This window comes from Pseudomonas sp. PDNC002 (assembly GCF_016919445.1).
Lineage (GTDB): Bacteria > Pseudomonadota > Gammaproteobacteria > Pseudomonadales > Pseudomonadaceae > Pseudomonas.
In genome coordinates, this window is sequence record NZ_CP070356.1 from 2,930,776 (window position 1) to 2,944,531 (window position 13,756).

Sequence of the window (13,756 nt, forward strand, 5' to 3'; positions counted from 1 at the left end):
TCTGGCGGGTTCGCGAGGTTCGGTTCAGCAGGAGCAGAGGGCGCGGTCGAGAACCGCCAGCAGATCGCGGGGATGGTCGACGATGACGTCGGCGCCCCAGTGCGCGGGGTTGTCGTCCGGGTGGATATAGCCGTAGCGCACGGCCGCGGTCTTGGTCCCGGCGGCACGGCCCGATTCGATGTCGCGCAGGTCGTCACCGATGAACAGCACTTCGGACGGATCGATGTTCAGCTGGCTGCAGGCCAGCAGGAGCATTTCCGGGTCCGGCTTGCTCCTGGTGACGTGGTCCGGGCAGACCAGGACAGCGGAGCGTTCGGCCAGGCCCAGCTGTTCCATGATCGGCGCGGCGAAGCGCACCGGCTTGTTGGTCACCACGCCCCAGATCAGGCGCGAGCGCTCGATGCTCTCCAGCAGTTCCGCCATGCCGTCATAAGGGCGGGTGAACACGGCGCAATGCTCCTGGTAGCGGTCGAGGAACTCCTGGCGCAGGGTCTCGAAGCCTGGGGCTTCCGGGTCCATGTCGAAGGTCGCGGCGACCATGGCGCGGGCGCCGCCGGAAACCACGTCCTGGATGCGCTGGTCGTCGATCGGCGCGCGGCCGTGGGCCTTGAGCATCGCCTGGCACACGGCGACGAAGTCCGGCGCGGTGTCCAGCAAGGTGCCGTCCATGTCGAAGAGAACCGCTCTGAGCATGCGATTCACTCCTCCCGCAGGGTCTGGATCATGTAGTTGACGTCGACATCGTTGGCCAGCTTGTAGTGCTTGGTCAGCGGGTTGTAGGTCAGGCCGATGATGTCCTTGACCGCCAGGCCCGCGTCACGCGACCAGGCGCCGAGCTCGGAGGGGCGGATGAACTTCTTGAAGTCGTGGGTGCCGCGCGGCAGCAGGCGCATCACGTATTCCGCGCCGACGATGGCGAACAGGTAGGCCTTCGGGTTGCGGTTGATGGTGGAGAAGAACACCTGGCCGCCGGGCTTGACCATCTTGTGGCAGGCGCGGATCACCGAGGCCGGGTCGGGCACGTGCTCGAGCATTTCCAGGCAGGTCACCACGTCGAACTGCTCGGGCATTTCCTCGGCCAGCTCTTCGGCGGTGATGCGGCGGTATTCCACCGGTACGCCGGATTCCAGCTGGTGCAGCTGGGCGACGGCCAGGGGCGCTTCGCCCATGTCGATGCCGGTGACGGTGGCGCCGCGCTGGGCCATGGCTTCGCTGAGGATGCCGCCGCCGCAGCCGACGTCGAGCACCTTCTTGCCGGCGAGGCTGACGCGCTCGTCGATCCAGTTGACCCGCAGCGGGTTGATGTCGTGCAGGGGCTTGAACTCGCTTTCGCGGTCCCACCAGCGGTGGGCGAGGGCCTCGAATTTGGCGATCTCGGCGTGGTCGACGTTGCTCATGGGGTCCCTATTGATCAAAAAGCTGGAAACGAAGACTGACTATGATGCCAGCTTCGCGGAATGGATGGGGCGCGGCATGACAGATTGTCGCAGCGGCGCCTTGGTCGGGCGCGTGTAGCAATCAGCAGGATGCGAACCTGAAGTGGCCTGCCGTGGCTTTGGAGTGCTGGTGCTGGGCGTTACCCTCTCCCCAGCCCTCTCCCTGAAGGGAGAGGGAGCGTTCTGTGCAGCGTGAAGGATTCTGCGCTTCCAGCTGCCATAGTATCAGGCGACCTTCAGACTCAACTTTCGCGCCGATCCAGTCCCCTCTCCCTTCGGAGCGGGGCGCGCAGCCAGGGTTAGGGAGAGGGGCTCTTCCTGAGCGGAGTATCTATCGGGCCCCGGCGATCTTCCGGCCCCACTCGCCTGCTACGGCGATCAGGCGCTCTTCGTCCAGGCGGGTGAGCTTGCCGTCTTCGAGCAGTTGCTTGCCGCCGACCCAGACGTGGCGCACGCAGTCACGGCCGCTGGCGTAGATCAGCTGGGAAACCGGCTCATACACCGGCTGCTGGGCCAGTCCGGAAAGGTCGAAGGCGGTGATATCGGCGGCCTTGCCCAGCTCCAGGCTGCCGGTCTCCTGCTCCATGCCCAGCGCGCGGGCGCCGTTCAGGGTGGCCATGCGCAGGGCGCGGTGGGCATCCAGCGCGGTGGCCTGGCCGGCCACGGCCTTGGCCAACAGGGCGGCGGTGCGGGTTTCGCCAAGCAGGTCGAGGTCATTGTTGCTGGCCGCGCCGTCGGTGCCGATGGCGACATTGACGCCGGCCTGCCACAAGCGCTCTACGGGGCAGAAGCCGCTGGCCAGCTTGAGGTTGGATTCGGGGCAGTGCACCACCGAGCTGTTGGTTTCCACCAGCCTGGCCAGGTCCTCGTCGTTCACCTGGGTCATGTGCACGGCCTGGAAGCGCGGGCCGAGCAGGCCCAGGCGATGCAGGCGGGCCAGCGGGCGCTCGCCGTGCTTCTCCAGCGCCTGCTGGACCTCGAAGGCGGTCTCGTGGACGTGCATATGAATGCCGGCGTCCAGTTCCTCGGCGAGCATCAGGATGTTTTCCAGCTTGTCGTCGCTGACCGTGTACGGCGCGTGCGGGCCGAAGGCGACCTTGATGCGCGGGTGATGCTTGAGGTCATCGCGCAGCGCCAGCCCTTGGCGGATGGCGTCGTCGGCATCGCGGGCGCCGGGGACCGGGAAATCCAGCACCGGCACGCTGATCTGCGCGCGAACTCCGGCCTTGTGTACCGCCTCGCAGGCCACCTGCGGCAGGAAATACATGTCAGAGAAGCAGGTGATGCCGCCCTTGAGTTGCTCGGCGATCGCCAGCTCGGTGCCATCGCGGACGAAGTCCTCGCTGACCCATTTGGCCTCGGCCGGCCAGATGTGCTCCTGCAGCCAGGTCATCAGCGCGAGATCATCGGCCAGGCCACGGAACAGGCTCATCGCCGCGTGGCCGTGGGCGTTGATCAGGCCGGGGGAGAGCAGCATGCCCGGCAGCTCGCGGGTTTCCGTGGCTGGATGGCGCATCGCCTCGGCGCGCGGCGCAAGCAGGGCGATGCGGCCGTCGCGGATGCCCAGGCCATGATCGCGCAGGACGACGCCGGCGGGTTCCACGGGGACGATCCAGGTGGGGAATAGCAGCAGGTCGAGCAGGGCTTTGGCGGTGGGCATGAAGCGCATCCTGGGCGCGTTGATAAAGGGCCCGAGTATAGCCGAGCGCCACCGCCGCAGGCTCGGTATACTCGGCGCTTTTACCCGCCTGCGCGGGAAGATTCCTGGGGGCCGGGAAAGGCCCGCGATTCCATTCGAATGAAGAGGTGTTCCATGCGTGAGCGACTGTTGGCGGCCGAACGGGTCACGGCCATTGATTGGCGCAAGGGCACACTCCGACTGCTGGACCAGCGCCTGCTGCCGCTGGAGGAAACCTGGCTGTCCTACGAAACCGCCGAAGGCGTGGCCGAGGCCATCCGCCAGATGGTCGTGCGCGGTGCGCCGGCCATCGGTATCGCCGCTGCCTACGGCCTGGCACTCGGGCTGCGCGCCCGTCTGGCGGCTGGTGGCGACTGGCGCGCGGCGCTGGAAGAAGACTTCACCGTGCTGGCCGAATCGCGTCCCACCGCGGTCAACCTGTTCTGGGCGCTGAACCGCATGCGTGACCGCCTGGAGCGCCTGAAGCCGGGCGAAGACCCGCTGCCGGTACTGGAAGCCGAAGCCGTGGCGATCCACGAGAGCGACCGCGAGGCGAACCTGACCATGGCCCAGCTGGGCGTGGACCTGATCCGCAAGCATCACGGCGGCCCGCAGAAAATCCTCACCCACTGCAATACCGGCGCCCTCGCCACTGGCGGCTTCGGCACCGCGCTGGGCGTGCTGCGCGCGGCACACCTGGAAGGGCTGATCGAGCGTGTCTACGCCGACGAAACCCGCCCCTGGCTGCAAGGCGCGCGCCTCACCGCCTGGGAACTGGCCAACGAAGGCGTGCCGGTCACCCTGAACGCGGATGCCGCCGCCGCGCACCTGATGAAGACCGAAAGCATCACCTGGGTCATCGTCGGCGCCGACCGCATCACTGCCAACGGCGACGTGGCGAACAAGATCGGCACGTACCAGCTGGCGGTGAACGCCATGCACCACGGTGTGCGCTTCATGGTGGTGGCGCCCAGTTCGACCATCGACATGGGGCTGGAAAGCGGCGAGGACATCCCGATCGAGGAGCGCGACGGTCGCGAACTCCTGGAAATCGGCGGCAAACGTATCGCGGCTGACGTCGATGCCTACAACCCGGTGTTCGATGTGACTCCGGCGGACCTGATCGATGCCATCGTGACCGAGCGCGGCGTCGTCGAGCGTCCGGACACCGAGCGCATGGCCCAGCTGATGAGCCGCAAGCGCCTGCATTGACGGGGCCTGCGGCAATTCATCGTGGGGCTTGGCCGAGGGTAGGGTTTGACCCTGGCTTGTGGTAAGCTCCGACGGTTCTTGATGGGGCATTTTTTCGCCCCCCACAGCATCGCGGATCAACGGCCAAGTCGTTGATTTGTAGAGAGTCGGTGGCGCTTTGATAGCTCACCGCGCTCCGCCAGGCCCAGGACGGGCATGACGGAGACCCATTTGAAAAAGGAACCAGGCTTCTCATGGGCGAACTGGCCAAAGAAATCCTCCCGGTCAACATCGAAGACGAACTCCGACAGTCCTACCTCGATTACGCCATGAGCGTGATCGTCGGTCGTGCCCTGCCCGATGCACGCGATGGCTTGAAGCCCGTGCACCGCCGCGTCCTGTACGCCATGAGCGAACTGGGCAACGACTGGAACAAGCCCTACAAGAAATCCGCCCGTGTGGTCGGTGACGTGATCGGTAAGTACCACCCGCACGGCGACACCGCGGTGTACGACACCATCGTCCGTATGGCCCAGCCCTTCTCGCTGCGCTACATGCTGGTGGATGGCCAGGGCAACTTCGGTTCGGTGGACGGCGACAACGCCGCTGCCATGCGATACACCGAAGTGCGCATGTCCAAGCTGGCCCACGAACTGTTGGCCGACCTGGACAAGGAAACCGTCGACTGGGTGCCCAACTACGACGGCACCGAGCAGATCCCGGCGGTCATGCCGACCAAGATCCCGAACCTGCTGGTCAACGGTTCCAGCGGTATCGCCGTGGGCATGGCGACCAACATCCCGCCGCACAACCTCACCGAGGTGATCGACGGCTGCCTGGCGCTGATGGACAACCCCGAGCTGTCCATCGACGACCTGATGCAGTACATCCCCGGCCCGGACTTCCCGACCGCGGGCATCATCAACGGCCGTGCGGGCATCATCGAGGCCTATCGCACCGGTCGTGGCCGCATCTATATCCGTGCTCGCGCGACCATCGAGGACATGGAGAAGGGCGGCAACCGCCAGCAGATCATCATCACCGAGCTGCCCTACCAGCTGAACAAGGCTCGCCTGATCGAGAAGATCGCCGAGCTGGTGAAAGAGAAGAAGATCGAAGGCATCACCGAGCTGCGCGACGAATCCGACAAGGACGGCATGCGCGTCGTGATCGAGCTGCGCCGTGGCGAAGTGGGCGAGGTCGTGCTGAACAACCTCTACGCCCAGACCCAGCTGCAGAGCGTCTTCGGCATCAACGTGGTGGCCCTGGTCGATGGCCAGCCGCGCACGATGAACCTCAAGGACATGCTCGAGGTCTTCGTCCGCCACCGCCGTGAAGTGGTGACTCGCCGGACCGTCTACGAGCTGCGCAAGGCCCGCGAGCGCGGCCATATCCTCGAAGGTCAGGCCGTTGCCCTGTCGAACATCGACCCGGTGATTGAGCTGATCAAGACCTCGCCGACCCCGGCCGAGGCCAAGGAGCGCCTGATCGCCACCGCCTGGGAATCCAGCGCCGTGGAAGCCATGGTCGAGCGCGCCGGCGCCGATTCCTGCCGTCCGGAAGACCTGGACGAGCAGTACGGCCTGCGCGAAGGCAAGTATTACCTGTCGCCGGAACAGGCCCAGGCCATCCTGGAACTGCGCCTGCACCGCCTGACCGGCCTGGAGCACGAGAAGCTCCTGTCCGAGTACCAGGAAATCCTCACCCTGATCGGCGAGCTGATCCGCATCCTGACCAATCCCGAGCGCCTGATGGAAGTCATCCGCGAGGAGCTGGAGAAGGTCAAGGCAGAGTTCGGCGATGCCCGCCGCACCGAGATCGTCGCGTCGCAGATGGACCTGACCATCGCCGACCTGATCACCGAAGAAGAGCGCGTGGTCACCATCTCCCACGGCGGCTACGCCAAGTCCCAGCCGCTGGCCGCCTATGAGGCGCAGCGTCGTGGTGGCAAGGGCAAGTCGGCCAGTGGCGTGAAGGACGAGGACTACATCGAACACCTGCTGGTCGCCAACAGCCACGCCACCCTGCTGCTGTTCTCCAGCAAGGGCAAGGTCTACTGGCTGCGCACCTTCGAAATTCCGGAAGCCTCGCGTACCGCCCGTGGCCGTCCGCTGGTGAACCTGCTGCCGCTGGACGAAGGCGAGCGCATCACCGCGATGCTGCAGATCGACCTGGAAGCCGTGCGCGCCCAGTTCGCCGGTGACGAGAGCGACGATGACGACGTGGTCGCCGAGCAGGTCGCCGAAGTGGTGGAAGCCGAAGAAGGCGAAGAGGGCGACGACGCCGACTTCAGCCAGGACGAGCCGACCGGCGCGTACATCTTCATGGCCACCATGAAAGGCACCGTGAAGAAGACCCCGCTGATCCAGTTCACCAAGCCGCGCTCCAACGGCCTGATCGCCCTGAAGCTGGAAGAGGGCGACTCGCTGATCGCCGCCGCCATCACCGACGGTTCGAAGGACGTGATGATGTTCTCCGACGCCGGCAAGGTGATCCGCTTCAAGGAAAGCAAGGTGCGCATCATGGGCCGTAACGCCCGTGGCGTGCGCGGCATGCGCCTGGCCGAGGGCCAGCGCATCATCTCCATGCTGATCCCCGAATGCCGCGAAGCGCAGATCCTCAGCGCCTCCGAGCGCGGTTACGGCAAGCGCACCCCGCTGGCCGACTACCCGCGTCGCGGTCGTGGTGGCCAGGGCGTGATCGCCATGGTGATCAACGAGCGTAACGGCAACCTGGTAGGCGCCGTGCAGGTGCTGGACGGCGAGGAGATCATGCTGATCTCCGACCAGGGCACCCTGGTGCGTACCCGTGTCGACGAAGTTCGCGGCGCTGGCCGTAACACCCAGGGCGTGATCCTCATCAAGCTGGCCGCCGACGAAACCGTCGTAGGCCTGGAGCGGGTGCAGGAGCCGACCGTCGTCGAAGGCGAAGAGATCGAAGGCGAGATCGTCGACGGCGAGATCGTCGAAGGTGAAGTAGCGGACGAGAACCAAGAAGCAGGCGAAGTCGCGGCTGAAGAAGCCCCGCAAGCCAGCGAAGACTGATAGCGAGAGTGGATGTGAGCAAGCGAGCCTTTAACTTCTGCGCCGGTCCCGCGGCGCTTCCCACCGAGGTACTGGAGCGCGCCCGCGCCGAACTGCTGGATTGGCAGGGCAAGGGCCTGTCGGTCATGGAGATGAGCCACCGTAGCGATGACTACGTGGCCATCGCCGAGAAGGCCGAGCAGGACCTGCGCGACCTGATGGCGATCCCGTCGAACTACAAGGTGCTGTTCCTGCAGGGCGGCGCCAGCCAGCAGTTCGCCGAGATTCCGCTGAACCTGCTGCCCGAAGACGGCGTGGCGGACTACGTGGAAACCGGCATCTGGTCGAAGAAGGCCATCGAAGAGGCTCGCCGCTACGGCAACGTCAACGTCGCCGCCAGCGCATCCAAGTACGACTACTTCGCCATCCCCGGCCAGAACGAGTGGAACCTGTCCAAGGACGCGGCGTACCTGCACTACGCGTCCAACGAGACCATCGGCGGCCTGGAATTCGACTGGATTCCGGAAGTCGGTGACGTCCCGCTGGTGGTGGACATGTCCTCGGACATCCTCTCCCGCCCGACCGACGTGTCGAAATTCGGCCTGATCTACGCCGGCGCGCAGAAGAACATCGGCCCGTCCGGCCTGGTGGTGGTCATCGTTCGCGAAGACCTGCTGGGCCGCGCCCGCAGCATCTGCCCGACCATGCTCAACTACAAGGTCGCCGCCGATAACGGCTCCATGTACAACACCCCGGCAACCTACTCCTGGTACCTCTCCGGCCTGGTCTTCCAGTGGCTGAAGGAGCAGGGCGGTGTCGACGCCATGGAGCAGCGCAACCGCGCCAAGAAGGACATGCTGTACGGCTTCATCGACAGCAGCGACTTCTACACCAACCCGATCCAGCCCAGTGCCCGCTCCTGGATGAACGTGCCGTTCCGCCTGGCCGACGAGAAGCTCGACAAGGCCTTCCTCGAAGGCGCCGACGCGCGCGGCCTGCTCAACCTCAAAGGCCACCGTTCGGTGGGCGGCATGCGTGCCTCCATCTATAACGCCCTGGGCCTGGACGCCATCGAAGCCCTGGTTGGCTACATGGCCGAGTTCGAGAAGGAGCACGGCTGATGAGCGACGCTGACCAGCTCAAGGCTTTGCGCGTACGCATCGACAGCCTCGACGAGAAGATCCTCGAGCTGATCAGCGAACGCGCCCGCTGCGCCACCGACGTGGCGCGCGTGAAATTGGCCTCCCTGCCCGAAGGCGAGAAGCCGGTGTTCTACCGGCCCGAGCGCGAGGCCTGGGTGCTCAAGCACATCATGGAGCTGAACAAGGGTCCGCTGGATAACGAGGAAGTCGCTCGTCTGTTCCGCGAGATCATGTCCTCCTGCCTGGCCCTGGAGCAGCCGCTGAAAGTGGCCTACCTCGGCCCGGAAGGCACCTTCACCCAGGCCGCGGCGCTCAAGCACTTCGGTCATGCGGTGATCAGCACGCCGATGGCGGCCATCGACGAAGTGTTCCGCGAAGTTGCCGCCGGTGCGGTGAACTTCGGCGTGGTGCCGGTGGAAAACTCCACCGAGGGCGCGGTCAACCACACCCTCGACAGCTTCCTCGAACACGACCTGGTGATCTGTGGCGAGGTGGAACTGCGTATCCACCACCACCTGCTGGTGGGCGAGAACACCAAGACCAACAACATCACCCGCATCTATTCCCACGCCCAGTCCCTGGCCCAGTGCCGCAAGTGGCTGGACGCCCACTATCCGAACGTCGAACGCGTGGCGGTCTCCAGCAACGCCGACGCCGCCAAGCGGGTGAAGAGCGAGTGGAACAGTGCGGCCATCGCCGGCGACATGGCGGCCAGCCTGTATGGCCTGGACAAGCTGCACGAGAAGATCGAGGACCGCCCGGACAACTCCACGCGCTTCCTCATGATCGGCAACCAGGAAGTGCCGCCCACCGGCGACGACAAGACGTCCATCATCGTCTCCATGCGCAACAAGCCGGGTGCGCTGCACGAACTGCTGGTGCCGTTCCACAGCAACGGTGTCGACCTGACCCGTATCGAGACCCGTCCGTCGCGCAGCGGCAAGTGGACCTACGTGTTCTTCATCGACTTCGTCGGCCACCACAAGGACCCGCTGATCAAGGACGTGCTGGAAAAGATCAACAGCGAAGCCGTTGCCCTGAAGGTGCTGGGCTCGTACCCCAAAGCGGTCCTCTGAGACCGCGAGCCGCAAGCCAGGGCCGCAAGCTGCCGGTACGCCGGTGGATGGTTGATGGCTTGCGGCCCATAGCTTGAGGCTTTTAGCGATGTCGTGTGATTTCCTTGCCCTGGCCCAGCCGGGCGTGCAGAAGCTTTCCCCCTATGTGCCGGGCAAGCCGGTCGATGAACTGGCCCGCGAGCTGAAGCTCGACCCCGCCGGCATCGTCAAGCTGGCCAGCAACGAGAACCCGCTGGGCCCGAGCCCGAAGGTCCTCGACGCCATCCGCGCCGAACTGGCCGAACTGACCCGCTACCCCGACGGCAACGGCTTCGAGCTGAAGTCCCGCCTGGCCGCCCGTTGCGGCGTCGAGACCGCGCAGGTCACTCTGGGCAACGGCTCCAACGACATCCTCGATCTGGTTGCCCGCGCCTACCTCGCGCCCGGCCTGAACGCCGTGTTCAGCCAGTACGCCTTCGCCGTCTACCCGATCTCCACCCAGGCTGTTGGTGCCCAGGGCAAGGTCGTGCCGGCGAAAGACTGGGGGCATGACCTGGAAGCCATGCTGGCGGCCATCGACGGCAACACCCGCGTGGTCTTCATCGCCAACCCGAACAACCCCACCGGTACCTGGTTCGGCCCGGATGCGCTGGAGCGCTTCCTATCGCAGGTGCCGGAGAGCGTCCTGGTGGTGCTCGACGAGGCCTACATCGAGTACGCCGAAGGCGAGGAACTGCCCGACGGCCTGAAATATCTGGCCCGTTACCCGAACCTGCTGGTCTCGCGCACTTTCTCCAAGGCCTATGGCCTGGCGTCACTGCGCGTGGGCTACGCGATCTCCTCGGCGCAGGTCGCCGACGTGCTCAACCGCGTGCGCCAGCCGTTCAACGTCAACAGCCTGGCCCTGGCCGCCGCTTGTGCCGCACTGGATGACGCGCAGTACCTGGCCGAAGGCAAGCGCATCAACGACGAAGGCATGGTCCAGCTGGAAAGCGGCCTGCGTGCCCTCGACTTGCAATGGATTCCCTCCAAGGGCAACTTCATCGCCGTGGACCTCAAGCGCGACGCTGGTCCGATCTACCAGGCTCTGCTCGCCGAAGGCGTAATCGTCCGTCCGGTGGGCGGCTACGGTATGCCGCAGCACCTGCGTATCTCCATCGGCCTGCCGGCCGAGAACGCCCGCTTCCTCGAAGCGCTGGCCAAGGTGCTCGCCCGTGCCTGATGTCCAGCCGCACAAGCTCCGCCGCCTCGTCGTGGTGGGGCTCGGCCTGATCGGCGGCTCCTTTGCCAAGGGCATCCGCGAGAAGGGGCTGTTCGAGGAAGTGGTCGGCGTCGACCGCGATCCGCAGACCCGCCGCCTGGCAGTTGAGCTGGGCGTGGTCGACCGCTGCGAGGAGAGTCTCGCCGCTGGCTGCCGCGAGGCCGACGTGATCCAACTCGCCGTGCCGATCCTGGCCATGGAGAAAGTCCTTGGCGAACTCGCCACCCTCGATATCGGCAATGCGATTCTCACCGACGTGGGCAGCGCCAAGGGCAATGTCGTGCGCGCCGCGAAAGCCGTCTTCGGCAGCATGCCGGCGCGCTTCGTTCCCGGCCATCCCATCGCCGGCTCGGAGCAGAGCGGGGTGGAGGCGGCCAACGCGAAACTGTTCCGCCGTCATAAAGTCATCCTCACACCGCTGGATAATGCCGATGCGGACGCGATCCAGTGCATCGAAGCGCTCTGGCGCGAGCTGGGCGCGGATGTCGAGCAGATGGACGTCGAGCACCACGACGAAGTCCTCGCCGCCACCAGCCACCTGCCGCACCTGCTGGCCTTCACGCTGGTCGACTCGCTGGCCAAACGCAGCGAAAATCTGGAAATCTTCCGTTATGCCGCTGGTGGCTTCCGCGACTTCACGCGGATCGCCGGCAGCGACCCGGTGATGTGGCACGACATCTTCCTCGCCAACCGCGAGGCGGTGCTGCGCATCCTCGATGTATTCCGTGACGACCTCGATGATCTGCGCGAGGCCGTCGACTATGGGGACGGGCAACAACTGATGGGCGTCTTCACCCGCGCCCGGGTTGCCCGCGAGCACTTCAGCAAAATCCTGGCCCGCCGGGCCTATGTGGACGCCATGCACAACAATGACCTGATTTTCCTGGCCCAGCCGGGTGGCCGCCTCTCCGGACGTGTTCGCGTACCGGGCGACAAGTCCATTTCCCACCGCTCGATCATGCTCGGCTCGCTGGCCGAAGGCACGACCGAGGTGCAAGGCTTCCTCGAGGGTGAAGACGCCCTCGCCACCATCCAGGCGTTCCGCGACATGGGCGTGGTCATCGAAGGCCCGCACCACGGCCGCGTGACCGTGCACGGCGTTGGCCTGCATGGCCTGAAGACGCCTCCCGGCCCGATCTACCTGGGCAACTCCGGCACCTCCATGCGCCTGCTCAGTGGCCTGCTCGCCGCCCAGCCGTTCGACACCACCCTGACCGGTGATGCCTCGCTGTCCAAGCGCCCGATGAACCGCGTCGCCAAGCCGCTGCGCGAGATGGGCGCCGTGATCGAGACCGGTCCCGAGGGCCGTCCGCCGCTGACCATTCGTGGCGGCCAGAAGCTGACCGGCATGCACTACGACATGCCCATGGCCAGCGCCCAGGTGAAATCCTGCCTGCTGCTCGCCGGCCTCTATGCCGCTGGTGAAACCTCCACCACCGAGCCGGCTCCGACTCGCGACCACACCGAACGCATGCTGCGCGGCTTCGGCTACCCGGTCGACGTCGACGGCGCCACCGCCCGCGTCGAGTCCGGCCACAAGCTCACCGCCACCTCCATCGAAGTCCCGGCCGACATTTCCTCCGCCGCCTTCTTCCTGGTTGCCGCGAGCATCGCCGAAGGTTCCGACCTGACCCTGGAGCATGTCGGCATCAACCCGACCCGCACCGGAGTCATCGACATCCTCAAGCTGATGGGCGCCGATATCACCCTGGAAAACCAGCGTGAAGTGGGCGGCGAGCCGGTCGCGGACATCCGTGTTCGTTCGGCCCAGCTGAAAGGCATCGACATCCCCGAAGACCTGGTGCCGCTGGCCATCGATGAGTTTCCGGTGCTCTTCGTCGCTGCCGCCAACGCCGAAGGTCGCACCGTGCTGCGTGGCGCGGAAGAACTGCGGGTGAAGGAGTCCGATCGCATCCAGGTCATGGCCGACGGCCTGCTGGCGCTGGGCGTGAAGTGCGAGCCGACCCCGGACGGCATCATCATCGACGGCGGCAGCTACGGCGGCGGCGAAGTCTGGAGCCACGGCGACCACCGTATCGCCATGTCCTTCAGCGTGGCGTCCCTGCGCGCTGGCGCGCCTATCCGCATCCACGACTGCGCCAACGTCGCGACCTCCTTCCCGAACTTCCTCGGGTTGGCGTCCGGCGCGGGCATTCGCGTCGCCGAGGAGAAAAACTGATGAACGGCGAATGGCCGGTCGTCGCCATCGACGGCCCCAGCGGCTCCGGTAAAGGCACTGTCGCCGGCTTGCTGGCCAAGCGTTTGGGCTGGAACCTGCTGGACTCGGGTGCGCTGTATCGCCTGCTGGCGTTCGCCGCCGGCAACCACGGCATCGACCTGACCAACGAGGAAGCCCTCAAGGTCCTGGCCGCGCACCTGGACGTGCAGTTCACCCACGCCAAGGGTGGGCAAGGCCAGCACATCATCCTCGAAGGCGATGATGTCACCGATGTGATCCGCACCGAACAGGTTGGTGCCGGTGCCTCGCAAGTCGCCGCGCTACCGGCGGTGCGCGATGCGCTGCTGCAACGCCAGCGCGCATTCCTCGAAGCGCCTGGCCTGGTGGCCGACGGTCGCGACATGGGCACCGTGGTCTTTCCCAGCGCACCGCTGAAAATCTTCCTTACCGCCTCCGCCGAAGAGCGCGCCCGTCGCCGTTACCTGCAGTTGAAAGGCAAAGGTATCGACAGCGACCAGGCCCAGTTGGCCGAGGAGATTCGCACCCGCGACGAGCGTGACAGCCAGCGTGCGGTAGCGCCGTTGAAGCCGGCAAATGGTGCGATCGTGCTGGACTCCACCAGCATGTCGATCGACGAGGTGCTGGAGGTAATCCACACGGAAGTCGTGCGCCTGGGCTTCACCGACTGATCGCCCTTCACCGGGCGGTTCGCTGAATCGCGGATCGCTCGGCGGAGCACTCGGAAATTGCTTTCCGAGGATGCGGAAGCATCCTGCATTCATCCCTCCCGC

10 protein-coding genes are annotated in these 13,756 nt (G+C 65.7%); 7 read left to right on the top strand and 3 right to left on the bottom strand.

What is annotated here, in order from left to right; genetic code table 11:
- Positions 1 to 24: 24 nt before the first annotated feature.
- From mupP to JVX91_RS13540, 3 genes are all read right to left on the bottom strand, one after another.
- On the bottom strand, positions 25 to 702 hold the full coding sequence (mupP, locus tag JVX91_RS13530) for an N-acetylmuramic acid 6-phosphate phosphatase MupP (protein WP_205339693.1): 678 nt from the start codon (positions 700 to 702) through the stop codon (positions 25 to 27).
- Positions 699 to 1,397: a bifunctional 2-polyprenyl-6-hydroxyphenol methylase/3-demethylubiquinol 3-O-methyltransferase UbiG gene (gene ubiG / locus JVX91_RS13535; protein WP_024767043.1), complete on the bottom strand. Its 699-nt coding sequence runs from the start codon at positions 1,395 to 1,397 to the stop codon at positions 699 to 701. The genes mupP and ubiG overlap by 4 nt, the downstream gene beginning before the upstream one ends.
- A gap of 370 nt (positions 1,398 to 1,767) precedes the next feature.
- Complete coding sequence (locus JVX91_RS13540) at positions 1,768 to 3,096, bottom strand: TRZ/ATZ family hydrolase (RefSeq protein ID WP_205339694.1); 1,329 nt, start codon at positions 3,094 to 3,096, stop codon at positions 1,768 to 1,770.
- 153 nt (positions 3,097 to 3,249) lie between these two features.
- On the opposite strand from JVX91_RS13540, the gene mtnA reads away from it, so the two are divergent.
- The 7 genes from mtnA (at position 3,250) to cmk (ending at position 13,654) form a co-directional block, all read left to right on the top strand.
- Positions 3,250 to 4,326 carry an S-methyl-5-thioribose-1-phosphate isomerase gene (mtnA, locus tag JVX91_RS13545; protein WP_205339695.1) on the top strand — a complete coding sequence of 359 codons (1,077 nt, stop codon included), beginning with the start codon at positions 3,250 to 3,252 and terminating at the stop codon, positions 4,324 to 4,326.
- A gap of 233 nt (positions 4,327 to 4,559) precedes the next feature.
- Entirely contained in the window at positions 4,560 to 7,349 is a 2,790-nt protein-coding gene (gene gyrA, locus JVX91_RS13550) for a DNA gyrase subunit A (protein WP_205339696.1), read from the top strand.
- 14 nt (positions 7,350 to 7,363) lie between these two features.
- Positions 7,364 to 8,449: a 3-phosphoserine/phosphohydroxythreonine transaminase gene (gene serC, locus JVX91_RS13555; RefSeq protein WP_205339697.1), complete on the top strand. Its 1,086-nt coding sequence runs from the start codon at positions 7,364 to 7,366 to the stop codon at positions 8,447 to 8,449.
- The gene (gene pheA / locus JVX91_RS13560) at positions 8,449 to 9,546 is read left to right on the top strand and encodes a prephenate dehydratase (protein ID WP_054907219.1); all 1,098 of its coding nucleotides are present in this window, start codon (positions 8,449 to 8,451) and stop codon (positions 9,544 to 9,546) included. The genes serC and pheA overlap by 1 nt, the downstream gene beginning before the upstream one ends.
- A gap of 88 nt (positions 9,547 to 9,634) precedes the next feature.
- A complete protein-coding gene (hisC, locus tag JVX91_RS13565; protein WP_205339698.1) occupies positions 9,635 to 10,747 on the top strand; it encodes a histidinol-phosphate transaminase in 1,113 nt (370 codons plus the stop codon).
- Positions 10,740 to 12,965: a bifunctional prephenate dehydrogenase/3-phosphoshikimate 1-carboxyvinyltransferase gene (locus JVX91_RS13570; RefSeq protein WP_205339699.1), complete on the top strand. Its 2,226-nt coding sequence runs from the start codon at positions 10,740 to 10,742 to the stop codon at positions 12,963 to 12,965. Before hisC ends, JVX91_RS13570 begins: the two co-directional genes overlap by 8 nt.
- A complete protein-coding gene (gene cmk / locus JVX91_RS13575) occupies positions 12,965 to 13,654 on the top strand; it encodes a (d)CMP kinase (RefSeq protein WP_205339700.1) in 690 nt (229 codons plus the stop codon). The genes JVX91_RS13570 and cmk overlap by 1 nt, the downstream gene beginning before the upstream one ends.
- Positions 13,655 to 13,756 lie beyond the last annotated feature (102 nt).

What these genes read in the sequence shown, in the direction of transcription:
- ubiG (WP_024767043.1), bottom strand. Translation starts at nt 1,397, where the DNA reads ATGAGCAACGTCGACCACGCCGAGATCGCCAAATTCGAGGCCCTCGCC.
- hisC (WP_205339698.1), top strand. Translation starts at nt 9,635, where the DNA reads ATGTCGTGTGATTTCCTTGCCCTGGCCCAGCCGGGCGTGCAGAAGCTT.
- cmk (WP_205339700.1), top strand. Translation starts at nt 12,965, where the DNA reads ATGAACGGCGAATGGCCGGTCGTCGCCATCGACGGCCCCAGCGGCTCC.
- gyrA (WP_205339696.1), top strand. Translation starts at nt 4,560, where the DNA reads ATGGGCGAACTGGCCAAAGAAATCCTCCCGGTCAACATCGAAGACGAA.
- JVX91_RS13540 (WP_205339694.1), bottom strand. Translation starts at nt 3,096, where the DNA reads ATGCCCACCGCCAAAGCCCTGCTCGACCTGCTGCTATTCCCCACCTGG.
- mtnA (WP_205339695.1), top strand. Translation starts at nt 3,250, where the DNA reads ATGCGTGAGCGACTGTTGGCGGCCGAACGGGTCACGGCCATTGATTGG.
- pheA (WP_054907219.1), top strand. Translation starts at nt 8,449, where the DNA reads ATGAGCGACGCTGACCAGCTCAAGGCTTTGCGCGTACGCATCGACAGC.